Raw genomic sequence first — 23618 nt, forward strand, 5'->3', positions numbered from 1 at the left:
CGGTTAATCACCGGGGCTTTTTTTTGTCATTTTTTTTGCACGTGATTTTCTACTGACAACATTTGGTGAGTGACAAGACTAGGCTAGGAATTCCATCAACCAAAAGGAAAAATGTATGAGCACACAAAACCCCAGCATCATGTCCCACGTATCCATTGGTACTAATGATTTTGAAAAAGCCCGCGCGTTTTACCAACAGGTTTTGGCTGCGTTGGATATTCATATCCTAATGGATTTCCCCGGTGCCACTGCATTTGGCCGCTACTATCCGGAGTTTTGGGTACAAACACCTATCGATGGAAAACCTGCAGCAGTAGGTAACGGTACTCACTTCGCCTTTGTTGCAGAAAACAAACAACAAGTGCACACGTTTTACGATGCCGCAATAGCTGCTGGCGCAATCTGCGATGGCCCACCCGGCCCGCGCCCACTGTATAGCGATGCGTATTATGGTTGTTTTGTGCGTGATCTGGATGGCCACAAAATTGAAGCAACGTTTTGGGATGAATCGCTCGCGCCGGCGGCTGCGCATTAACAGCTGTGCTATTTAATTAATATTTACGTTATTTCATTAACATTTGTGTTACTTAATTAATATCTGCGCTGCTCAATAAATATTCCCGCATTAATGTCCTTGCACGGCGCAAGCGGCTTTTGATGGCGGGAATATTTTCATTTAATCGCGCTGCAATTTCCGCGATGCTGAGCTCTTCAAAATCGCGCAATAAAATGATTTCCAAATAGTGTGGCGGGAGCGATTCCAGCGCGGTAATTAATTCAGTTTTTAAACTGTGCGTGGGGGTGCGTTCAATAAATTCACTCCACTCGGCATCGGTTAAATGTACATTGATATTAAAGGCGCGGAATAAATAGTGGCATTGTCTTTTTAAAATCGTCACTAACCACGCGAGCCATGAATGCAATTGGCGCAGGCTGCGAATGTTGCGCGTTGCAATCAACAACGTCTCCTGAATTGCATCTTCTGCGTGGCTGGCGTGGCAATGTTTTTGTGCGTAGCGGCGTAAATCCGGATAGCTGTTGCTAATCAATTGCTCCAGCGCAAACGGATCGCCCGTTTGCGCTGCGCTAATTAATGATGCCGGTGCTTTCATGCAACTTCATTCTCTGTACGGACGAGCGTTAATAATTCGTCAACCGACCATTGGTCATTCGCGTGTTTACCGTAATGCGCAGCGACTATCTTGCCATCGCTGCGGATCAGGAAATCGGCAGGCAAACCAAGGCTGGTTTCATCATCGCGTGGTACTTGTACGCCAAATTGCATCGCCCCTCGCAATGCAGGCAACCACACGGCCGGGTTCAATACTGCCATCACCGATTGGTCTACGCCAAATTCAGCATATAAAGACCTGTGCGGGTCAGCAATCAATGTAAATGGGCAATCAGGCATATCATTCAGAATCCGTTCGCGGGTTGAATTGAAAATAATCATTTCCTGTATGTCTGCATCGCGTATTTCGTTTTGTCGGGCGATGAAACTGTGCAGATGTAAATTGCACACCGCGCAACCGGAATAACGCCGGAATTGCAGATGTGTCCAGCCGTTAGCGGCGGGGATACTGACTTCTCGCCCATTGGCATCTTGCCAGTGGCCTGCGGGAATTAAGTCGTCTTTGTTTAAGGTGTTTGTGATTCGTTTGGTCATGGTGTTTTCCTGTAATGCTTACCGTAGAGCGAATTCACCCTTGCGGGTTCTACATCCCTAGTGGGGCTGGCATGTTAAAAGGATTCGCGCTGCGTCAATTATTTTTCATTCGCGTATAATGCGCCCCATTTTCGCTAATCCCTATTATTTGACTGCTACAAAAGGCCATTCCATGTCTGAAGTCCGCACCCGTATTGCCCCATCGCCCACCGGCGACCCCCACGTAGGCACCGCTTATATCGCCTTGTTCAACTTGTGTTTTGCCCGTCAACACGGCGGCAAATTCCTGTTGCGCATTGAAGATACCGACCAAACCCGCAGCACCCCTGAATCCGAACAGGCGATTCTGGATAGCTTGCGCTGGTTAGGTTTGGAATGGGACGAAGGCCCGGATGTAGGCGGCCCACACGGCCCTTATCGCCAAAGCGAGCGCATGGATATTTACGGCAAATACGCCATGGAGTTGGTCGAAAAAGGCCACGCGTTTTATTGCTTCGCCACGGCCGAAGAGCTGGACGACATGCGCCGCGAACAACAAGCGCGCGGCGAAACGCCCAAGTACGATGGTCGCGGTTTGAAGCTGTCGCAGGAAGAGGTGGCGCGCCGCCTGGAAGCGGGTGAACCCTATGTTATCCGTATGAAAATCCCGGAAGAGGGTGTGTGTGTTATCAACGACATGCTGCGCGGCAATATTGAAATTGAATGGTCGCAAGTGGATATGCAAGTGCTGCTCAAAGCCGACGGAATGCCTACCTATCACCTCGCCAACGTGGTGGACGATCACCTGATGCAAATCACCCACGTGATTCGCGGCGAAGAGTGGATCAACTCCGCGCCCAAGCATTTGAAACTCTACGAATACTTCGGCTGGCAAGCGCCAGTGCTGTGCCACTTGCCGCTGCTGCGCAACCCGGATAAATCCAAACTCAGCAAACGCAAAAACCCCACCAGCATCCTCTATTACAAGCGCATGGGTTATCTGCCCGAAGCCATGCTCAACTACCTCGGCCGCATGGGCTGGTCAATGCCGGACGAGCGCGAGAAATTCACCCTCGCCGAAATGCAGGAACACTTCGACCTGCTGCGCGTGTCATTAGGTGGCCCGATTTTCGATGTGGAAAAACTCAGCTGGTTAAACAGCCTGTGGATTCGCGAAAACTTCACTTTGGAACAACTCGCACAGCGCCTGCACGACTGGGCACTGAATAAAGACATGCTGTTACAAGCGCTGCCTTACGCTCAATCACGCATGACCACCCTGAGCGACTTTGCACCGCTTGCCGGTTTCCTCGTGAGCGGCATGATGCCAGTGACTGAAGCGAGTTTTGCAGGCAATAAGCTTGATGTAGAAAAACAAAAAGAATATCTGCAATTTGCGCTCTGGCGTTTGGAAGCCTTACGCACCTGGGATCGCGATACCTTGTTTGCTGAATTGAAACTTCTGGCCGATCAAATGGGCCTGAAAATCAAAGACGCCATCGCCCCCGTGTTTGTCGCCATCGCTGGCTCCACTGCATCTTTCCCGGTAGTGGATTCCATGCAAATCATCGGCCCCGACATGAGCCGCGCACGTATCCGCCACGCGATCAATGCACTCGGTGGCTTTGGCAAAAACAAACAGAAAGACCTGGAAAAAGTCTTCGATAAATTAGGCACAACCCCTGAACAACCCACTGCCTAATACCCACTGGCCTCAACACAGCCGTGCTGAGGCCAGCAAATACGGCATTGTTGTTAAGTAACTGGTTGATTTACAAACAAAATCAGCGCAGAGGGCGGAGTAAAAATTGCTTGACACTCCCCCAATCGCTGCATAGAATGCGCGCCACTTACGACACAGTCGTATTGGGGCTATAGCTCAGCTGGGAGAGCGCAACACTGGCAGTGTTGAGGTCAGCGGTTCGATCCCGCTTAGCTCCACCAAATTTACGTTGAAAATCAACGACTTAAAAAGCCCGCTTAATAGCGGGCTTTTTCGTTTCTGCAATTTAAGTCCATATTAAGTCCAATTATTCTGCTTAGATTTAATTGCTACTCTGCACTCTCGTGTCTACTTTCCGCGAGGTGCGCCCATTTCAGGTAAACCACCGAAATGAGCCTAGACATTCTTGTGCGACATAACTTGAACAACCGTTATAAAAGTGCTATCAGTCTCGTCGTCATAAATCCAAAATATGTTCTAATCGACTCATGGTTGACTAAATATCAATAATTAGCTGGTCAAGTTATGTATATAGATGCTGTTTCTCTTAATCGTGCCCTCCAGCGAATGTTCGGTACAGCAGGCCACCTCTTAAAAATTTGGTTTGTACTAAAGCACATGGGGCTAAGCAGTAGTTCCGAGGGAGTTAGGATTGATACCGCTAATTCAACCCCTTCACTTAAAAGGTTGTTTTCGTTTGGGGCGAGCGATGGGCGCTTTTATGTCCCATTTGCGCACACCCCTCGATATTTGACAATGAAGCACGACGCCTCGCGCTCTATTATCCAAACTAATATTCAAAGATGGGCATCGAGTGGCTCGGTTGTTACTTGCGACCCCACGGGTTTCTTAGAAATAAGTCTGGTTGATACAAACAAGCTGTTAGTCAAGCCCGCACGCGAATATCCTTTTGGTCTTGGTTTAAATGAATCTGGATTCGCGCTTGAGGAGAATGCTCGAGTCAGTATCCCCATTCGAGCATTCTCCGTCTGGTACGGGCGACAAACTCTGATTCCAGAGGGGGTAAATTCCGTAAATTTCTTATTGGAAAAGATGCTCGAAGAATTAAATATTTCATCGGTAGAGCGAAAATTAATTTTTATCGAAGACGAAGATAATTTTTCAGTCCAAGCTGATGTTCTCACAGATCAGGAACTGTTTGAGTGTTGCTCTAAATTCATTGACGGGAACGAAACCGTTACTACAGAGATATTTAAAGAAAATTTTAGTCAATATAACAGGAAGATCAAAAGCATGATGTCGGGACTAAATCAACCACAATGGATGAGATTATCGCCTCAAGAAGAGATTGAAGCTTTATTGAAACAAGGGGCTAAAGCGATTCTTTTGTACGGACCCCCTCGTACTGGAAAAACTCGTTTAATTGACCAATTAATTGCAAGAGACTCTCACGATCGCTGCACAATACAGATTCATGATGGATGGGGCTACGATAATTTAATTCAAGGATTGAAACCTGATTCAGAGGGTAACTGGAATTGGGAAAGTGGGGTACTCAAAGCCGCTCTCGAGCACGGGAAAAAGTTTATCGTACTTGAAGAAATTAATCGTACAGCAATATCTCAGGCGCTGGGCGAAGTATTTTCTCTCATTGAGGAGGTTTATCGAGGACAGGAAAATGCGATTATGTTGCGAAATGGAGAAAGTTTTTTCATTGGTGAAGACGTTGTGTTTTTTATGACTATGAACAATATAGACAAGTCGACGGAAGAGATTGATGATGCGTTAATGGGCAGAGTCGCAGCTGTAGAGGTTTCTCCTCGATCTGAGGATCTCGCAGAAATGCTTACCGCGAATAACGTTCCTGCTGAAATCGGGCGTAAAGTAGGTGAACTTTTTGTCGAAATTCTATCGGTTTATCCATTGGGTCATGGGTATTATTCAAATTTGCAGGGAGCTATAACTTCAAACGATGTTATTAGACACTATAAAACGAGAGTGCGGCCTGTCCTTGCTAATTTTATCGGAAATTTAAACTTAAATGAGCTTGCGAAAATTGACAACATTGTCGATGAGCTTTTTGGCATTCAATGATTAGACAAATTATTGAAGGTCAATTGGGTTGGTTAGTCGGTGTGGATGCGGCTGATATCCCCGACAAGCTCCCCGCGGGAATTTCGGTTCATTTGCGCTCTGGCGCTATTGGGCTCGAGTCACAAGGTATTGTTGGTTCAATATTTCTTCGCAATGGAGACACAGTCCATATACTTCCAAAAATTGGCGAAGTTAACTTTCTTCGTTTGCTATTTAAGGCAGAAAGTGGAGAGGAACTACCACAAATTGAGCTTGATGATTTCGTAAAATATTCTGAGGATAATGAGTCGAGCTTTAGTTCACTTGTTTCCCAACGGTTTCTTGTATCTCTGGATGACATTCTCCGTAAAAGCCCTTTGCAAGGGCGGGCATCACAGCTCAGAGAGGAGGATTTCGTGCTTGGTGAAATTCATGCATTAAAAACAGCAATCAATCTTGCAAGGAGAAGAGTAAATCCTGTTGCTTCCTTTTTAAAAAGTCGAACCTTTGACATCCCAGAGAATAGACTGCTTACAGAGTCGTTAATTAGAGCATGGCATCATCTGCCTGCTGAGGCGCGACGGAAATATCAAGCGATCTATCAAATTTGGATGAAAAAATTTGTACGTTCAAAAGACATTGCCAGCGACCTTGCGATAATTGACCAGCGCTTTGCAATCCGTGGGTATGGTGGATCAAGGGATTATTATAAGCATGCGCTTTCGCTTGCAAAAATTATCTTGGGAAGCAGCGGAATTGGGTTTGGTTCCCATGGTGAGATTATGGGCAGTGCGACCCTCCTCAATACATCCCAAATCTTTGAAAAATATATACGCAGAGTAATTTCCGACGCATACGCCCCAAAAGGATATGTAGTAGCAAAAGGTGGATTGGATTCGAAAACTCTTTACACGAATGGTAGCTTCGAGCTTGTTCCCGATATTGTTGTAAGTCGAAACGGCTCAACTATTCTCCTAGCTGATGCAAAATATAAGAAGCCCACAAATGCCGATCATTATCAAATGGCTACATATATGGCATATCATAAAGTTGAGCAAGGCATAATGCTTGCTCCTTTATCTATTGGTAACTCAGTAGTAATTAAAGAATACTTAACCCCAAATCGAACCATAGTACGAGAAATCTATTTGCCGATGAATAATCTTAGTGAAACCCAATCAACCCTTTCAACGTTAATCGAAAGCTACAGTCATAAATCAAGCAGAACGTAATAAGGGAGCGACTTTTTCAATTTTTCGTTTCGCCGTGGTGAGATATTCATCGCACACGTCAATACCTATAAATTTTCTTCCCAAAGATCTTGCCGCAATACCAGCGTTCCCTGCACCCACAAACGGATCTAAAACCAAATCATTTTCATTAGTCGTAAGCGCAATACATCGAGCTGGCAATGCTATTGGAAATTGAGCTCCATGCCCATCGCGGCCACTAGATGTAGGTAAGGTCCAGACATCCGATAATTTATCTGTTTCATTCCCATTATTTCTCCCGCCTAAGGCAGCTGGAAGATTTCGGTATATATCTTTATTAAACAGCGGAGCTCTCTGTTTAGTTAGATGAATAATATATTCTAAGTTTCGACTTACTCTCGATTCCTGTGGCTCAGGAAGCGTGCTAGTTTTTGCCCACGTAACCACTGTTTTTACGTAGTAGCCGATTCGTGAGGCTCTTTCCGCAATCAACATAGGAATCAGACATTGTTCACCGTCTTTGAGATACGAGTGGCCAGCGCTGTAACGACGACATTCATGATCTCCCCACGCACGGTCATCTTCTCCTTGCATTGCCTTAAGGGCTTCGGAAGCATTGCTTCGAATTTGAGTTCTAGTATTGAAGGTATCCATCACGTTCCACCAGATCGAACCACTATCTGCCAGAACATCATATAATGCGGATAGAACTTCAGTCGTATGTCTGAGAAATCCCTCGGGCGTCTGTTCATGGCCAAATGGACAATTTTCTCCGTCCGCCCATGCTACAAATCGGGGCTCTTTGTAAATTCTCAGTCCCCAATATGGCGTCGATGTTACTACGCATTGAACTGATTTCTTCGGCAAAAGGTCAAGGCTTTCAAGAACATCGCCATGAATTAATTGGTATTCCTCTGATGTATTAATTTGTTTCGGTAATGGTCTTTTGCCAGTGCTTTTTTGAATCAGGTAGTCAATAACTTTGCTTCGAGGTACGAATGTTTCTCTATAGGAGTCTTGGTCTAGTAGAGAAAAAATATCTTGAACTCCTAAATGAGGGTTTCTTCCACAGACCTTCTTTATGAACGTTCTAGACATACCAACAACGGTTGAAACAAGATCGATATGGAAAACAGTTTCAACACCAGTATACTTATCCCGATCGAGGGTTAAAATCGGTGTCTGGGGCTTTATATCTGGCAATACCTTCGGTTCTTTCATTTTTTAGCGGCCCCATTAAACTCCAAACTAATGCGCTCTTTAATTACGGTGCTTATGAAGCTCTTTTCAGCCAACCAAGCAATGACTATACCTCTGACGACGTCTGCATCGGTCTCTCCAAATTCCCCTTTAAGGTGTTCAAGGAGTTCAATTTGTCTATCTGAAAACGAAACTTGAATTTTTTTTGACATATATTTTCTCTTTATTGGGGTCTATAAAGAATCTACATGGATTCTTTTTGGCTGTCAATCGATCTTCTTTAAGATTAGTCACTGTTAATACGGCGTACAGTTATTGACAGAACTCCAAGGGTGGCGCATTCGCGCCACCTAAAGCAAACCCCATCCCGAAATCATTTTTCTTGGTTGATAAATCCACAGGGCGAACAATCCATTCGCGGATATGGGTTTTAATTGTTTCAATTCCTTTAAAACAAAGCCCGATTAATTTCTTAATGGCTTCGCCGTATTTGTTGGGTGTTTCTTTTGCAACGTGTAGTGCGCGTAACGGCTGATCTTTTAGTGGAACGGTTGCGCCGCCGGATAATTCAACAAAGGTTTTAAAGTCGCCTTTATCGCAAGCTTCAACAATTGCAGTTAATTGGTCGCTGCCAATTCGCTCTAAGGTTTCCTGAGCGGCTTCTGATGTGGCAAAGCGGCGGGCTTCGCGCCAGACGGTTACGCTAGGGCTGCCGATAAACTGAAATTGGCGAATATTCCAAATAGAAGCCCATGCTCTAATGCGAATTGCACTATCAATGGCATCGTGGCCGTACAGGTCTGCGCCTACGTGCTCACCATCGATATTTTTTGCGATGTACTTAGCCACATAACCAATGGCCGAACCCTTGGCTGGATCTATGAGTTCCACTTTTAAACGGCGTAATTCCGCTCCAGCTTCATCGCCATCTTCAGCGAGTGCGTAGCGTTTAATAATTTGTGTGGTTTGCTCAACCTGATTGGGCGGCATAAAGAAGAGCATATGCCAATGTGGGGTGCCGTCATGGTGAGGTTCAACAACACGAATACCATAGGGTTGAATTTCACTGTGTTTGAATGAGGCGCGAATTCTTGCCCATATTTTGTTGAAATAATCTTGGGTGTCGGCGGGCGTGGCGTTGTTGTATTTAGGGTTTGGCTTACAGGGCTTGGAATGGTAAGCGTGATATTTGGATGGCGCTGTCATGGTGTAAAACACTGCAACGTGAGCTTGGTCTTTGGCGTAGCCTTCCAAACCAGAGATGCGAGTCATCATCTCATTGCGGCGGTTTACCAAGTTGGATATGCCGCGCTTGGCGAGATCCAATAAATTAAATACTTGGCCTAAATCATTCTCGGCTTCCAGTGAAGCCAGCAGTGCTTCATTGCGTTGCCATTGCTGCCACTTGCGCGCAACGCAAATGTTGCTGGCATAGATACCGGCAATTCGATTAACCAAGCCTAATTCAATGAACAGGCTTTCAAGGGTTCGCTCTTGTAAGTTTCTTATCTCTCGTCGCCACCACGCGGAATCAGACACGCGGGCGATGGCTCCGGCTAATTCATCCTCGTTGGCTTTCTTGATGTCATTCAGGGGTAAATCAAACCCATAGGAAGCCAAGCGAACTTGAACCAAGCGCGCAGCTTTGCGTAAGCCGTATTGCTTGATATAGCGAGCGGATAAGCCGGTCATGTTAAGCGAGCGTTGCTCGGCAAAACGCTTAACGTCTTCATCGGGGGAGTCTATATAGATTCCTTGGAATCTCGCCCCTAATACCAATCTCTCGTTATAGCGCCGCAAATTATGATTGGCGGTCACATAGCCCTTAGCTTTCGCTGTGCGCACGTAGTCCTTTGCCAGTGTCATGCAAAGGAATGGATGAGCATCAAAAATCTTCGCTCGGAATAAACGGCATTCATGCGTACCGTAGCCTTCGGTCAGGCTTAAGGCTTCATCGGTATAAAGCGGCATAGGGCAGCCTCTTAATGCTGCCCGAGGTGTTCTAGCTTCATAAAGTTATCAAGCCAGCGATCCAGATCTTCGCGCAGGTAGCGAACAGATCGACCGATCTTGATAAAGGGTGGGGCGGGAGTGCGGTTATCGCGGTTGCCATCCATACGCGCTTGAGCCAGAAAAGAGCGGCTCATGCCTATGTATTGGGATGCTTCAATCTCGGTAAAAGCTTTTGGTTGTATTCTGTTAGTCATGATTTGTCTCCAGTAGTCATCACTGGATGCGAAAGATACAACCCGTTTCGCTTAACTCGTCAAGTACGACTTTTGGTAGTTCGCTTAAATTTAAGCGACCGAAAATGCCTGTTTTAAGCAAAGATATTTCTCTTTAAGCGAATTTATTAGGTTGTTTAAGCCAAAAGTTCGCTTAAAAGTTGGGATGAGTTCGCTTGGACTTCGCTTAATTTTTAGGATGGGAAAAATAATTATGAATAATGGTAAATAAATTCACGGTTCGGGTGAATTTGGGTGCTGAAGCCGTAAAAAGAGCTAATCCAGCACTGGGAGCCAAGGGGCGCTGATTGCCTTGGGTGATCTGGTATTTGGTGCCGTACTAGCGTCAGATGCTTGTATGGTTTATTTGTGTACACTATGATGTACAAAATTATGTACTTTATGGGGGTTATATGAGTACCAGCCCAATCTACGCCGAACAGACAGTATCCATCACTGACCTTCGTAAAAGCCCTGCCAGCTACTTCAAAAGTGAGCCGGTGGCTGTTTTGTCTAATAACCGCACGGCAGGCTATATAGTGCCTGCCGAGGTTTATCAGCATATGGTCAAAATGATCGAACAGGCTTATCCCGAGGGGCGCAGTCGCTTTCGGCCATCCCGCGCGCGCTTGGATGCAATAGTGGCAGAAGGTAATGAATTGCTTGCCAATACTTCGCCTGATGAATTGGGGCGCTTTTCTGAGTGATTAGGATATTTAAAACTGAGTTAATCAGAAGGCAGCTTGATCCAGAAGAGTTGAAGTGCTTGGAAGATGATTTTCGCCATTACAAAGCTAATGGTGTTTTGCCTGACCTATTTGGCCGCGATGTTCCCTACAATCATCCCAATACCTTACCTTCGGTTAAAGCCGAAGAGCTTTGGCATATCCATTTGTTAGATGGTGAAGCTAACTGGCCTGTGCACTGCAAAAAGCAGGATGACAAAACCAGTGATGATCATCTGGTTTATTGCCCCGCCTACCAAACGCCTAATTGCTATTTGTTGATCGCCATTTTATCACCCGATGCACATGCGCAAGCGCGTAAAAATCAGGTGATGTTAGATCTTGCGAAAATGGCTGAAAATTTTAGAGTACAGTTTTAATTTTTAACTAATTAATTTTCACTTAAATAAGTATCATCGATGCAGTTTTATTGAATAGACCGACGTTTTAGATACAGCTTCTAGCATGTTTTCGACTTCAGTATCTCTTGCTAGGTGTCCCGTAAGTTTCCCCATTGTTTTTATCGAAATTATAGATCTATTCTATTAATTGATAATGAGCTATAAATTGATTCAGAAGGCTTTCAATTTCATCAATATAATGTTCAACGTTAGGTATTATTGTTGGACCAATAGTGAGCTTAGCCCCTATTTCCGCAAGCGGAACATACTCGTGAATCCCTTTCATAGATTTTAAAGTAATTGTTAACCAGTCTTTAGTTAATACTTTCAGCTTTTGGTCATAGGTGTTATTTTCATCATAATTTGAAAGTACCTGATAGACTGCTCTCATAACCGACTCTGGGTCGGTGACAAACTCTCCGTTTCTAGATATTCCAAATCCTATTTGGAAAAATGTAGATTTTAAAAATTTTTCTACCGAAATCAATTTATGCTCATATTCCAACAGAGAAAGAGAGAGTCTAAATCTGATTGAGTTGGCTATTAATAGATCAATTGGCTGAATTGGAGTTGACGTAACGTACTCATCAATAGGGCTTTCCTGTCCTAATTCTTGAGTGGGATTTGGCTGTTGAGAATTTAAAAAATCAATGGCATTTCTGATATGCCCAATTAAATTTTTTTCATTATTCAATTTTGAATAACATTCCGCTTTTATTACGTAGTAATACTGTAAAAAATTTATGGAAATATTTTTGAGATCTAATTCAGCTAATAGATCGTTAGCTCTTTCGAATTTTTTTTCATTGAAGGAAAAAACTGATAGTAAAACTTTCGATTCGTCATCAAGTTGTCCTTCATTTTTCATTAGCAGTTCTTTGGCTTCGCTTTCCTTGCCTGCTTTACAAAGCTCTATAGCTTTGTGTGAAAGCGATCGCTTGGATTTTGCTAGTCTCAACAAGTCTTCGTAAGCAGATGCATTTAATTTTTTTTCTTTAGGGAGTTTTATTGCAAAGCCTTTTTCTGTTCTTCGAATAGTTTTCTCGTTTAATATTTCCCAATACGTGTCCCCCGAGTCTGGTAGGTGAACAGTTAATATCATTGGGAGGGCGTGATTTAGCCAATAATCAGCATGAATCTTGGTTCCACGAAACACATAATGGTCTGGTTTATCCTCTACATGACTAGCTCCCGTTTTTATTTGCAATCCAATTATTTTTCCAGTCGGTTCATTTTCGTCAACTATTTCAATTTGAGCATCTACACCGACGTCGGAGGTTTCTTGTTCTCTAAAAATCCATCCAAACTCTGAAAGAATTATACATTCTACAGCATTTACGCCGATTCTCTCCGTTGGGCTGAAACGTCCCATATTATCTTTTCCTCTGGAATTATCTCTTCAATTAACCAATAAGTGCCACAGCATCAGCTTTATGATCTGGCGCAAGGTGAGCATATCGAAGCGTAGTATTTAAATCTGCATGGCCGCAAAGCTCTCTAACAGTATTCAGCGGGACGCCTTTCATTACCAGTTTTGATGCAAAATCATGGCGCATGTCGTGCCAGCGAAAGCTTTCAATTGCGGCAGCTTCCAAAATACTTGTCCATGAGTTTTTCACATTATCCAAGCGGTCGCCATCATCGGATGGAAAAACTCGCCCATTTGGAGTGGGTGCTTGTTTTTGCCAGTTGGTAATGGTTTCAAATGCGATTGGGCTTAGTGGAATATGACGGGTTTTGGATGACTTGGCTATCTCGCCTCGAATAGTTAAAACTCGATTGATGAGATCAATATCATCCCAGCGTAAATCGAATAGCTCGCCGCGCCTCATGCCTGTTTTCAAGGACAGGATAATCATGGGAGTCATGCGGTCGGCATAAGTAAATTGATAGAGATCAGTCATTAATTCGTAGCCGCGCTCTTGCCGGAATTGATTACCTCTAGCGCGGGCGGCTTTTATATCTTCGTCTCTTTGTGTGAGAGTTTTAAAAAGGCGCTGCTCTTCGCCTTCGCTTAGGTATCGCGCTTTGACACCTGCATCCATTTTTAAAGCTTTAAGTTTTGCTAGTGGGTGAGCTTCCAAAATCCCCCAATCAAGCGCTCGTGAAATCGCACCTCTTAGTGCATTTATTTTTCTATTCACGGTCGAGGCTTTAAGCCCTCCCATAATTTTTTCAGTACGTAGTCGCTCAATGTGTTTCAGGGTGATTTCTGAAAGGGGAAGCGGGAGTAAATCAGGGAATGAGCTTCTTATGGTGTCGATAGTTTGCTGGCCGCTTTTGTGATTGGTCAGCGCCCAAGGGTGATAGTGAGTTGTCAGGAAAGCATCTAGCGTATGACTTAATTTTTCTTTGGCTATTTTGCGGTTGGTGACTTTCTCGCCCTGTATGTCTGTACCGCTGGATACTTGTGCGGCATAACTCAATGCTTGATCTCTGGCTTGTGCCAAGGTGAGGTTTGAACCCAAAACGCCGATCTTGATCCGCTTTCTTACCCCAGCTTGGGTGCGATAAGTGAAATAGAAGGTTTTGCGGCCAGTCGGTTGGACTCGCATCAGGAAACCCTTTATCTCGGAATCTACCACTTCATAGGCTTTTTCTTGAGCACCAAAACCCTTAACGCTGGAAGTAGAAAGCTTGGCTTGCATGAGTCCCTCTTGGACTTAAATTAAAATTTAAGTCCATATTAAGTCCAAATTTATTGAATCACAAGAAAAGCTGATAAATGCAGGTGAACAAATGTGAATTTATAAGCTATTGATTTATAATGAATTTATTGTTCATTTTTGTGGTTTGTCGTTCATGGTTGTTCACCCTAAAATACTGCTTTTTGGCTCTGGCAGTGTTGAGGTCAGCGGTTCGATCCCGCTTAGCTCCACCAAATTAAAAACCCGCTTATCGCAAGATAAGCGGGTTTTTTGTTTCTGCAATTTAAGTCCATATTAAGTCCAAAAATAATGAGCTCTCGGGAGCTAGTCTTTTCCCTCTGTTCGTTTAGATAAATATAGTTTGGGGGCTAACCTGTAAGTTTTTACGAGTAGTTAAATAGCTATGGTCTGTTGATTAATACAATGCCCAGCTAGGCTGATGGCAATTGATTTTTCTTGGTCTTTAAATCCACAGGGCGAACAATCCATTCGTGGATGTGGGGCTTTAATTATTTTAAGGCTGTTCTTTGTCCTGGAACAAAGGACAGAAAATAGCTGTTATCACTTACCAAACACCATTACCCCCACCACAATCAAAAACAACCCCCACGATAACGCCAGTAATACCCACGGCAAGCGGGTATTGGTTTGTGGTGTAGTGATTTCTTCTTGAGTGTTGTCTGGTTTTTGTTGCGACAGCTGATTGGATAATTGTTTTACTTTTTTAACGCGCTTATCCAGTTCGCGAGTTTTTTCGCTTTGTTGACGCAAAAATATTTCCATTCCCCGTTGGATTCCGTTGGCGATGGCTTTGGTTTCGACCGGGGTTTGGCCTTCTGATTTGATGGTGTTGGCGATTTTTAGCGCTTCAACGCGCAGGTCGCGTGCGTTTTTCTTTTGTTTGGTTTTAGTTGCGGGTTGTTGCTGCGTCATAACGGCTTCTCAAATATCGCTGTGAATAATGTTTAGATAAAAATACGCATTTCTTCGCCAATTTTTTTGCGCATATCCATTAATTTAATGGCGGTTTCGTATTGTTGTTTATCGTCTTCGGTTTGCGGTACCCATGTTGGTACAGGAACCGGTTGGCCGGATTCATCGACAGCGACCATGATGACAATACAATGTGTAGTGAGCCGTCTGCTCAGGGATTTTGGATCGCACGCATTTACTTCAATGGCGATGTGCATGGATGATTTGCCGGTGTAAATAATTTTTGCGGCGACCTCTACCAAATTACCTACGTGGATCGGCGATACGAAACGGATGCCGCCTGCATACGCGGTCACGCAATAGCAGCCGCTCCAGCCAGCGGAGCAGGCGTAGGCGGCAAGGTCGATCCATTTCATCACGGCACCGCCGTGCACCTTTCCTCCAAAATTGACATCTTGCGGCTCTGCTAAAAAACGTAGGGTAATGTCGCGTTGCGGATTGTTCATAGTTGTTCTCGCTGGAAAATAGTGGTTGTCGTCATCGCAATATCGGATGATTTTATTTATTTGCCGTTACCAAACCAACACCGCCAATCACCAGCGCGGCGCCGAGTAATTGCACCAGTGTAATGTGTTCGTTTAAAACAAGTGTGCCTAAAAATAAGGTGATCACCGGGCCTATGCTGCCGAGCACAGCTGTTTTGCCGCTGCCCAGTAAGCTGATGCCTTTATTCATTAAAAAGCTGGGAATAACGGTGCAAAAAAAAGCGAGCAAAAGTGCGAGCACATAAACCTGATTGGATTGGTGTAGTTCGGCAAGGTCACTCAGTGTAACGCCATGCACAATGACGCCGGTGCAAGCCGATAACATTGCATAGGCGGTGAAGCGGCTGGAACCGACTTTGCGGATCATATCGCCTGCGAGCACGACAAATAATGCAAAGAAAATCGTACTGAGCATCACCAAGCCAGCACCGAGCAGTGTGAGGTTCCAATCGCTGGTGAGGCGTAAGTCCTGAATAAAAACCAACAGCATACCGCTGTAGGCAATCGCTAATGCAATTTTGGTTTTGCCGGTTATTTTTTCTTTTTTCCAATATGCCAGCATCAATAACACCAGCGTTGGGTACACATACAAAATCAAACGCTCAAGTCCGGCGGAAATATATTGCAGCCCCATAAAATCCAGCAGGCTGGATAGGTAATAACTGAGCAGACCTAATCCGGCGATTTTCCAGCCGTCGCCTTTTGCAAGCGGCGCACTCTTTTGGGAGTGTATCCAGAGTGCGACAGCAGCATAAAACGGCAGTGCAAATAACATTCGCAATAACAATAAAGGTGCTGCAGTAATACCGTATTGATAGGCGAGTTTGATGATGATGCCTTTGCTTGCAAAACAAAATGTGCCGATAAAAACGCACACAATACCGATAAAGGCGGGTGAAAAACGGGCGTGGGAATTTTCCATAAGGCAGGTGCACCGACAAAACAGGATTGCACCTTGCCACAGATAATAACGCTGAGCAAATTAACCTGCTCAGTCAATAAAGCAGGCGGCCAATAAAACAGAGAGCAAATAAAAACCGCAGCAAATAAAACAGACAGCAAGCAAAACGACGGCTGCCGTTTTGCTTGCTGAATTTTCAACGGTAACGATTAACGCTTATAAGAACACTTGTTTGGGTTGCCGCCCGGATCAGAACCAAAGGCTGCTACGGTACATGCAATACTGCCAGGCACGGATACACGTTTGGTTACCCACTTTCCTTTGCGGCCAAAGGCAACCCAGCCATCGCCAGAGGTGACTGAACAAGTGCCACCCAAATCCGCGCATTTGGAAAATCCGCTTGGGTAATCGCCGGTGCCACTTAATACCGGCGCGCCCGATGAACTTGCCGCTGCGCTTGATGGAGTGACCGATGCTGCCGAGCTGGATGAGCGACTGGAAGAAACCGCTGCAACCGACGAGCTTGCTGGCTTGCTGGATGCAGCAATTGATGACGCTGTTCCACTACAAGCAGCTGCAGTGAGTTGCGCACCGTTTTTACCCACACCGGCATATTGCGCGAGCTTGTCCTTCACGCATTGCGGACTCACAGGCGAATAGCTGTAAGGGATACTGATAGGGAAGGGTGCAGTAGTTGTCCAGTTGGTGGCATCGATGGTGCCGCCACTCGTCCAGGTAATATTGTAGGTCGCAAAATCGCCCGGGCTCGTGATGTTGTTGCCGCGCAATTCCCACTTGCCGCAGTTGCTGCTATCAAAACGGCAGGTCACCGGGTTAAGCGAATTTTGGAACCAGTTATTTTCAATCAGCGCGTAACCATTCTGGCGAACATTAATACCGGAGCCGGTGATGCCGTCGTAAAGGTTGTTGTACATGTGCGTCCAACCACCGCGTTGCAGTGGCAAGCGCGCATTTACATTGCGATAAATATTGTGGTGAAACGTAATCTCGCGCCCACCGGCAATATCGCTGCTGCTGGAACCATCGAGCCCGACTTTTTTACTATCGCGGATCAGGTTGTAAGACACCGTAATATTGTGCGAATCTTTTTTAATATCGATTGCACTTTCAAATGTCAGGTCGCCATCGGGTGAACCATTGCATTCGTTATTCACTGCAAATAATTCGTTGTGATCAATCCACACATTGCTGCCGCTATCGATGCGCAACATATCCGCATCGTTATTGGCACCGGCGAGCGCACCGATTTTCATATTGCGCACAATCACGTTGTTGGATTTATTAATCACAATACCAAAGTTGGCAGAAGAACCATTTACACCAACGATAGTAATACCCTTGGTAAATTCTTTGATTTCCACATAGCGGTAGGCATCATTCCAGCGCGCTTTGGGGCAATTGCCGGATGAATCGACGGTGTGGTCTCGAATTACCTGATTGATCAATGCATCTTCATTGCCGGTGTAAGTGATGATGAGCGGATAAGCGCCGCCCGTCACTTTATTGCCATTTGCATCCAGCTTGGCATTGGCGATGATGGTATTGATTTGCTCGTAAGTCGATGCCGTGAACGATTGCGCACCTGAAATGTTGCCGCCATCGGTCGTGGAAAAACCACCGGTTGCTGCAGCAAAAACAGTTCCGCTCGTTGCAAAAGCAACTGCTGTGGCGATGGATTTAATACGGAAAGAAATTCCGTTTTGGTTTGATCCAAAAGGTTGAATGGTAAACATATTTACAATCTCGTCTCAGTTATTAATTAGGTTATTAATCAGGACGGATTGACCGAAATAGGCTGGAGGTTGATAACTCTTTTTCCAGTAACGCAAGGCCGTATTATTGTTATTTATGCCTGCCCGGTGCCACTATCGATACCAACTGAACATCAGTGCTTGGGAAGTGCACGATGTGCTTTGTTGCACACCGTGTTTATATTCTTACATCGACACAACCAGAAATTCAAATTTTTAATTCCGGTCATTCTTTGTTGTTTCAAAAAGTGACAATGCAAAAAACTGAGTCACAATATTATTTTTCTTTTGTGGGTTTAAGCGCAATAAAACCGGCGGCTGGCCGTGTTTCGTTGTAATCGCCGTGATACATATCCAAATAAATATTGTGAGTGACGGCACCCTTGTTGGTGTCGCAGATCACATCATAAAGATCAATGATATTGCCGAAGGGGCCAATGCCAGCACTACCTGCGCGTTGGAAGGCCGATACCGGTTCATGGTTGTCGCACACCAGACGCGATAGATAATCATGTTGTCCCATAGGGCCACTCACACGCACAGGGTTGTCTTTTGATCCCAGTGAATATTTGGCCAAGACCTTTTCATCGACTTTTTTGCGCTCGCCCAAAAGTGCGACGATTGCTGAAGCAAGTTCCTCGTCTGACATTTCTTTTTTTGCAGTTGGTTCTGGCTTGGTAGCGCAGGCTGACAGCAACAAAAGAATAACGGCAATGCAATTGGTTTTGATGAAAGTCATGGTGAAATCCTTGCGATTGATGTTAACGAATCGTTTTTATTTTTGCGGACGGGATAACAAATGACTTACCACAATCATGACTAATGCAATCAATGCACCTAAAAATTCCCGGGCTTCTTCAATGTAAGGTTTTTCCGGATTCATGCTTTGCATCAGTGGCTCGGTGTTGCGGTGCAGGTAATAGTTGTAAGCACCTTCGGCATAAAGCCCCAAGGTAATTCCACAAATAACCAGTGCAATCCAAAATACCGATTTCATCGGGCGGTTCATCAAGGCCAACAGCGGTACTGCGGTACAAATCAGGTAAAACAAAATCCAGCTTGCGGGATCAGGGTCATTCATTTGCAGTGCAGCAAACGCGAGCAGGCATAACGCAAATACCAAATGGATGGATTTTTTTAAGTAGATCATGATGGTTGCTGCTCCTCTAATCAGTGTTTGATGGCGACAAAAAATGCATTGCCTGCACCGGTTTCCCAGGGCGTGATGGTTTGGTAATCGTGTGTGAATACCAGCACCTCAAATAAAGGGGCAAGTATCGCCTGTAAATCGCTAAAGGTGATTGCCACCATTGGGTGCTGGTCGCGCCAATGTTCAGTAATACCTTGGGTAGTTCGCTCAATCGCGAGCTGCAACTGCTGTTGGTCGCCGTCGCCGCGATAATACCAATTGGATTGAAAACAAAAATCGCTCTGCTCATGTGTCAGCTGGCGTTTTATTCCGGGGCGATTATCAATAGTGCTTTTATCCACCGCATTAAAACAAAACAACCCACCAGGTTTGAGCGCGCGGTGCACATTGGTAATGCATTGTGTGAGCGTGGCAATACTTTGGTTGTAGTGAATGGAATATAAAAAACAGCTGATTAAATCCATTTCATTATCCATATCCAGTTTGCTCATATCCTGTTGTGCAAACTGCGCCTCGGGGCAGCGAATGTGGGCAAGGTCGAGCATCGGCTGGTTAATGTCCACACCACTTGCCGTGTATCCAAAATCAATGAAATGACGGATATGTGGCCCAGTACCGCAGGCTAAATCCAAATAGTGTTTTCCTTTGTTGCCCAGCAAGTCATGTAGCCGCCGCACGTAGTTGCTCTGCTCGTGATAATCAATATCGGCACACATAAGATCATAGTAACCAGAGAGGTCGGTATAGAGCGCAGAGGAGGTTGTAGCAGCAGAGGGGGTATTAGAGGAGTGTTTATTTGCAGTCATGGGGCAGGGTATTCCGGTTTGTGGAGCGCAAACAGCACGGGGCTGTTTGCGCGAGCGTTTAAGGATCGCTCTTTAAACGGCAATACACAATTACATATCGCCCAGCAGTGCTTTATCGTTAGGGGCTTGCAACCATTGGGCAACATCTTTACCCATGGCTTTCATGGTGCGGCCAAGCACCGAGCAAGAACCTTTGTAACCCGCAAAAGCACCGCCCATTGATTGGCGACGCGCTTCAAATTCCGCTACTTTTTTGCCGTTTTCATACAGTGTGCCGCGAGCAGCTGAATACTTGTTATGGCCCATGAATGCGTTACCCATGCTGACCGCTTCGGTAATCTCCATTTGCAATACACGGCCTTTGGCCGCCGTATCGATGGTGCCTGCCAGTTGTACATCAACTTTGAACTTTTTACCGAACTCTTGAGTGAATTCAGCAAACTGCGAACCCAGCTTGGTGCATTCATTGCGGATATTCTGTGCAATGCGTGCATCCGCTGCATAAGGAATAGCCGATTGAACAACAACAGGGTCAGCAAAACTGACTGCGCTAAATGAAGATGCCAACACTGCAATAGCCAATGTAGATTTTTTTAACATTGTGTAATCCTTGTTCCTGATTGGAAAATAAAAATTGTTATATAAGGCTTCGCCCGATAAGCCATGAAGGCTGCAGCAAATATACACGATAAATGCAAATTATCTATTCCAGACAGCAATCAGATCGGGCAGGGGCCACCAGCATAGAAACAATGTGTTACAACCGGAGCGGTGCAGGATTCATACACTGCAGTCCATAAACTATCTTGTCTTAAGGACATAAGCATGAACATCAAAGCAGTCGTTGCCTGTGTGTTGTGGGCTCTGTTGTTACAGGGGTGTGAGTCAACTTACCGGTCATTCAATAAAGACATTCCCGATAAATATATTGAAGTGGTGCAGGACGATCCGAACGTGGATGTAGAGGCAACGCTTAAAGCATCAGGCAAGCCTTATGTGTGCAAAGAACTGTACTTTGGCCATAACTCATCCCAAAACCGCCGCGCATGTTTTATTAAATTACCGGAAGATGACCAGCTCGAACGTCTGAAAATCAAAATGGAAGGTACCCCACAAGCCATGTTGTTAGATACTGGCAAAAACGTCCTTGTTGTCGGTGAGGTATTCCTTGGTTTTTTATTTTTTGGGTATGTGCCGCTGGATTAAATCAAAACGCGTAACCGGCTCCCACCATCACTACCAGTGGATCAATACTGACATCGACGCTTGCAGCTTTTTTGCCATTAACGGAAATATCGGCCGTTGTCTCGATATCAATTTTCCAGACGGCCGCATTCAAATACCAATTGTCGGTGAGTTGCCAATCTGCACCGACTTGAAATGCCAGCCCAACAGAATCATCCAATGAAATATCCGTTTTGCCTGCAAGTGCGGTGTCCAAAGTGTTGCTGGTATCGCTACTAAAAAAAGTGGTGTAATTCAGCCCGATGCCAATATAAGGCTGGAATTTGCTCTCGCTGAGTGGGTAGTACTGCAGTGAAAGAGTGGGGGGCAAATGTTTGGTGCTGCCAATATCAACACCGTCTAACGCACCGGTACCCACAATGTCATGCTCGAATGGCAAGGCTGCCAATAATTCAATACCAATATGCGGTGTTGCAAACCAGGTGCCGGAAAAACCTATCCCTGTTGCACTATCTACATCCACTCCGCCGCCTAGCACAGTACCGCTACTGGCATCGGGTTCAATCTGCACTGCACCCACACGCACAAAAAACTCGCCATCTTCATGTGCCATTACCGGCGCTGCAATACAGGCACTACCTAATAAAACCATTAATCCCAAATGACGCATTTGCACTACCTCTGTTGTTAATCACAGGGGTAGTGTTGCGAAATTTATGGCTGTAGTGATTGATGTATATCAATTGATAATCGGTATGAAAAAAATAAGCAAAAATAATAATAAAATTTGATCTGGTGCAAAGTGCTTAGCGTGTAAATGTACAATTGGGGCTGCTTCCAGAGTTAAGTCTGCGCAGTTTTTTTTATTCAGCTTGTATGACTTTCACTGCTGTTGCTTGCAATTAAGCTGGGTACGATAGGGGATGTAAATCACCAAATCGATAATGCCACTGCGTTGCCATTTAACGCGGTTGGAAATGCCGTCTAATTGAATATCGCAGCTCTGACCGATGGCTTGGCGAAGCGTGTTATTTTCCTCCGCGATTTTCTTGATCACCTCGTAGCGGTATTTTTCGGGGTTCACAATGCTCAGGTCAGCTTCACCGCTTAAATCCAGTTCAGTGCGGCCAATCTTTTTGGCAGACTTAATGAATTTCTCAAGCGATGCCTCTTGTTCAAGAGCCGATATTTGCGGATTAACTTTTTGTTTTACCGAAAAGTAAAAGTAACTGGTATCGGCACGGGACCTGTCCTCGGTAAATACCAATGATTTATCTTTCGGGTCGAGTGTGCGCAGGAATTCATCACCATAAGACAGTTGCATATCCCCTTGCTTCTTTGCGGACTCTGCCAATGCCAACAGGGTTTCACGTATTTCCTTTTCACGCATTTTTTTATCGCGCGTATCGTTAATCATCTTAACGTCTTGCACCAGGAAATCGCCTTGCTTTTTCAACGTAACCGCTGGCATTTCATAATACCCATCCGTCTCCATAATGCCGGTAACGATAACCTCTTCAAGCACATCATCCTGCGCTTGGGCGGCTCCGCAAGTTAGCACCAGAGTAGTAGCGATTATTTTTTTAAGCATGGTTATTCCTTTTGATGTTCTTAGTGGTATTTAAAAATGTTGAGCTTTGCTGGCCTCCACCATGTCAAGGTGGTGCTCTAACGTAGGTTGGTGGTGAGGAACGAACCCCAACATGACCATACATCCGCAACCACCAAAACCAAAATGCATGTGCTGTTAATTGGTTTTTCGCATTCACAAAACAACGTGCGGTTTATGAATACGAATGTTGGGGTTCGTTCCTCACCACCAACCTACGCGAACTGGTGGATGCTTGAATATGGCCAATCTTGCGCGTTGCTTACGTAACCATGTTTTACGGGGTTATTGTGTATGTATTCAATGTGGTTGTAAAAATCCCGTTCGTCGCGGATGGTGTGTTCCCAAAAGCGGCGTTGCCAGATTCCGCGTTCGCCTTTTTTTAAACGAGTGGTTTTTATTAATTCATCCTTTGCAATGCGGCGGGAGAAGTTGGCTTTGATCAACGCCCAGCGGGTAGAGTAATCACAATCATTGCGCGGTAATGTCCATAAGCAGTGAAGGTGATCCGGCATTATCACCATCGCATTAATCTCGAATGGATGGTTTTGTTTTACCGTTTTAACCGCCGCCCGCAAACAATCAATTTCTCGCACCAATAAATCGCTCTTGCGATCCGCCAACGCTAGCGTAAAAAAATAACACCCACCCTCAACATAAACCCGCCGATATTGCATAACCATTCCTTGTTATTAATCCAAATTATTTCATCGCACCCGTAGGTTGGTGGTGAGGAACGAACCCCAACATGACCATACCTCCGCAACCACCAAAACCAAAATTCATGCACCGTTAATTGGTTTTTCGTATTCCCAAAACAATGTGCCATTTGCGATTACGAATGTTGGGGTTCGCAAGCTCACCACCAACCTACATTTCGTGCGTAATTTAATTCAAGGCACTTC

26 protein-coding genes and 1 tRNA gene are annotated in these 23618 nt (G+C 45.1%); 8 read left to right on the top strand and 19 right to left on the bottom strand.

The window, feature by feature from the left end:
* Positions 1-115: 115 nt before the first annotated feature.
* On the top strand, positions 116-535 hold the full coding sequence (locus tag B2739_RS14390) for a VOC family protein (RefSeq protein WP_331346539.1): 420 nt from the start codon (positions 116-118) through the stop codon (positions 533-535).
* A gap of 52 nt (positions 536-587) precedes the next feature.
* Here the strand turns inward: B2739_RS14390 and B2739_RS14395 are convergent, their stop codons facing one another.
* Both B2739_RS14395 and B2739_RS14400 read right to left on the bottom strand, forming a co-directional pair.
* Entirely contained in the window at positions 588-1112 is a 525-nt protein-coding gene (locus B2739_RS14395) for an RNA polymerase sigma factor (protein ID WP_331346540.1), read from the bottom strand.
* Positions 1109-1666, bottom strand: coding sequence for a peroxiredoxin-like family protein (locus B2739_RS14400; protein ID WP_331346541.1), 558 nt, complete (start codon positions 1664-1666; stop codon positions 1109-1111). The genes B2739_RS14395 and B2739_RS14400 overlap by 4 nt, the downstream gene beginning before the upstream one ends.
* 172 nt (positions 1667-1838) lie before the next feature.
* Here B2739_RS14400 and gltX point away from each other — a divergent pair, with 172 nt between their 5' ends.
* The 4 genes from gltX to B2739_RS14420 all read left to right on the top strand — a co-directional run bounded on the left by gltX (position 1839) and on the right by B2739_RS14420 (position 6634).
* A complete protein-coding gene (gene gltX / locus B2739_RS14405; protein ID WP_331346542.1) occupies positions 1839-3347 on the top strand; it encodes a glutamate--tRNA ligase in 1509 nt (502 codons plus the stop codon).
* Positions 3348-3513: 166 nt separating this feature from the next.
* Positions 3514-3589: transfer RNA gene (locus B2739_RS14410), tRNA-Ala, on the top strand.
* A 304-nt stretch (positions 3590-3893) separates the two neighbouring features.
* The gene (locus B2739_RS14415) at positions 3894-5423 is read left to right on the top strand and encodes an AAA family ATPase (RefSeq protein WP_331346543.1); all 1530 of its coding nucleotides are present in this window, start codon (positions 3894-3896) and stop codon (positions 5421-5423) included.
* Complete coding sequence (locus B2739_RS14420; RefSeq protein ID WP_331346544.1) at positions 5420-6634, top strand: 5-methylcytosine restriction system specificity protein McrC; 1215 nt, start codon at positions 5420-5422, stop codon at positions 6632-6634. Before B2739_RS14415 ends, B2739_RS14420 begins: the two co-directional genes overlap by 4 nt.
* Here the strand turns inward: B2739_RS14420 and B2739_RS14425 are convergent.
* From B2739_RS14425 to B2739_RS14440, 4 genes are all read right to left on the bottom strand, one after another.
* A complete protein-coding gene (locus B2739_RS14425) occupies positions 6620-7834 on the bottom strand; it encodes a site-specific DNA-methyltransferase (protein WP_331346545.1) in 1215 nt (404 codons plus the stop codon). The genes B2739_RS14420 and B2739_RS14425 overlap by 15 nt on opposite strands.
* The gene (locus tag B2739_RS14430) at positions 7831-8025 is read right to left on the bottom strand and encodes a hypothetical protein (RefSeq protein WP_331346546.1); all 195 of its coding nucleotides are present in this window, start codon (positions 8023-8025) and stop codon (positions 7831-7833) included. Before B2739_RS14430 ends, B2739_RS14425 begins: the two co-directional genes overlap by 4 nt.
* Before the next feature lie 100 nt (positions 8026-8125).
* Positions 8126-9784, bottom strand: coding sequence for a replication endonuclease (locus tag B2739_RS14435; protein WP_331346547.1), 1659 nt, complete (start codon positions 9782-9784; stop codon positions 8126-8128).
* 11 nt (positions 9785-9795) lie between these two features.
* Positions 9796-10020, bottom strand: coding sequence for a DNA-binding protein (locus tag B2739_RS14440; protein WP_331346548.1), 225 nt, complete (start codon positions 10018-10020; stop codon positions 9796-9798).
* Positions 10021-10451: 431 nt separating this feature from the next.
* Between B2739_RS14440 and yafN the strand changes: the two genes are divergently transcribed.
* Together yafN and B2739_RS14450 are read left to right on the top strand one after the other, a co-directional pair.
* The gene (yafN, locus tag B2739_RS14445; RefSeq protein WP_331346549.1) at positions 10452-10745 is read left to right on the top strand and encodes a type I toxin-antitoxin system antitoxin YafN; all 294 of its coding nucleotides are present in this window, start codon (positions 10452-10454) and stop codon (positions 10743-10745) included.
* Complete coding sequence (locus B2739_RS14450; RefSeq protein ID WP_331346550.1) at positions 10742-11143, top strand: type II toxin-antitoxin system YafO family toxin; 402 nt, start codon at positions 10742-10744, stop codon at positions 11141-11143. Before yafN ends, B2739_RS14450 begins: the two co-directional genes overlap by 4 nt.
* 157 nt (positions 11144-11300) lie before the next feature.
* Here the strand turns inward: B2739_RS14450 and B2739_RS14455 are convergent, their stop codons facing one another.
* From B2739_RS14455 to B2739_RS14500, 10 genes are all read right to left on the bottom strand, one after another.
* The gene (locus tag B2739_RS14455) at positions 11301-12536 is read right to left on the bottom strand and encodes a DUF4365 domain-containing protein (RefSeq protein ID WP_331346551.1); all 1236 of its coding nucleotides are present in this window, start codon (positions 12534-12536) and stop codon (positions 11301-11303) included.
* 31 nt (positions 12537-12567) lie between these two features.
* Positions 12568-13812 (bottom strand): site-specific integrase, encoded by a 1245-nt coding sequence (locus B2739_RS14460; protein ID WP_331346552.1) that lies wholly within the window; start codon positions 13810-13812, stop codon positions 12568-12570.
* A 561-nt stretch (positions 13813-14373) separates the two neighbouring features.
* On the bottom strand, positions 14374-14745 hold the full coding sequence (locus B2739_RS14465) for a DUF2956 domain-containing protein (RefSeq protein ID WP_049629316.1): 372 nt from the start codon (positions 14743-14745) through the stop codon (positions 14374-14376).
* 32 nt (positions 14746-14777) lie between these two features.
* On the bottom strand, positions 14778-15251 hold the full coding sequence (locus B2739_RS14470; protein ID WP_331346553.1) for an acyl-CoA thioesterase: 474 nt from the start codon (positions 15249-15251) through the stop codon (positions 14778-14780).
* Between the two features lie 52 nt (positions 15252-15303).
* Positions 15304-16212, bottom strand: coding sequence for a DMT family transporter (locus B2739_RS14475; protein ID WP_331346554.1), 909 nt, complete (start codon positions 16210-16212; stop codon positions 15304-15306).
* 188 nt (positions 16213-16400) lie between these two features.
* Complete coding sequence (locus B2739_RS14480) at positions 16401-17945, bottom strand: pectate lyase (RefSeq protein ID WP_331346555.1); 1545 nt, start codon at positions 17943-17945, stop codon at positions 16401-16403.
* Positions 17946-18240: 295 nt separating this feature from the next.
* Positions 18241-18702, bottom strand: coding sequence for a hypothetical protein (locus B2739_RS14485; RefSeq protein ID WP_331346556.1), 462 nt, complete (start codon positions 18700-18702; stop codon positions 18241-18243).
* Positions 18703-18738: 36 nt separating this feature from the next.
* On the bottom strand, positions 18739-19113 hold the full coding sequence (locus B2739_RS14490; RefSeq protein WP_331346557.1) for a transmembrane 220 family protein: 375 nt from the start codon (positions 19111-19113) through the stop codon (positions 18739-18741).
* A gap of 20 nt (positions 19114-19133) precedes the next feature.
* A complete protein-coding gene (locus B2739_RS14495) occupies positions 19134-19919 on the bottom strand; it encodes a class I SAM-dependent methyltransferase (RefSeq protein ID WP_331346558.1) in 786 nt (261 codons plus the stop codon).
* Between the two features lie 90 nt (positions 19920-20009).
* Positions 20010-20519, bottom strand: a complete 510-nt coding sequence (locus B2739_RS14500) for a hypothetical protein (RefSeq protein WP_331346559.1) — start codon at positions 20517-20519, stop codon at positions 20010-20012.
* 225 nt (positions 20520-20744) lie between these two features.
* On the opposite strand from B2739_RS14500, the gene B2739_RS14505 reads away from it, so the two are divergent.
* Entirely contained in the window at positions 20745-21125 is a 381-nt protein-coding gene (locus tag B2739_RS14505; RefSeq protein WP_331346560.1) for a hypothetical protein, read from the top strand.
* A gap of 1 nt (position 21126) precedes the next feature.
* Here B2739_RS14505 and B2739_RS14510 read toward each other — a convergent pair whose 3' ends face one another.
* The 3 genes from B2739_RS14510 to B2739_RS14520 all read right to left on the bottom strand — a co-directional run bounded on the left by B2739_RS14510 (position 21127) and on the right by B2739_RS14520 (position 23390).
* The gene (locus B2739_RS14510; protein ID WP_331346561.1) at positions 21127-21774 is read right to left on the bottom strand and encodes an OmpW/AlkL family protein; all 648 of its coding nucleotides are present in this window, start codon (positions 21772-21774) and stop codon (positions 21127-21129) included.
* Between the two features lie 213 nt (positions 21775-21987).
* Complete coding sequence (locus B2739_RS14515; RefSeq protein ID WP_331346562.1) at positions 21988-22695, bottom strand: hypothetical protein; 708 nt, start codon at positions 22693-22695, stop codon at positions 21988-21990.
* A gap of 233 nt (positions 22696-22928) precedes the next feature.
* The gene (locus tag B2739_RS14520) at positions 22929-23390 is read right to left on the bottom strand and encodes an REP-associated tyrosine transposase (protein ID WP_331346563.1); all 462 of its coding nucleotides are present in this window, start codon (positions 23388-23390) and stop codon (positions 22929-22931) included.
* Positions 23391-23618 lie beyond the last annotated feature (228 nt).

Origin of the sequence: Cellvibrio sp. UBA7661, assembly GCA_002483365.1 — a bacterium.
In the GTDB taxonomy this organism is placed as follows: Bacteria; Pseudomonadota; Gammaproteobacteria; order Pseudomonadales; family Cellvibrionaceae; genus Cellvibrio.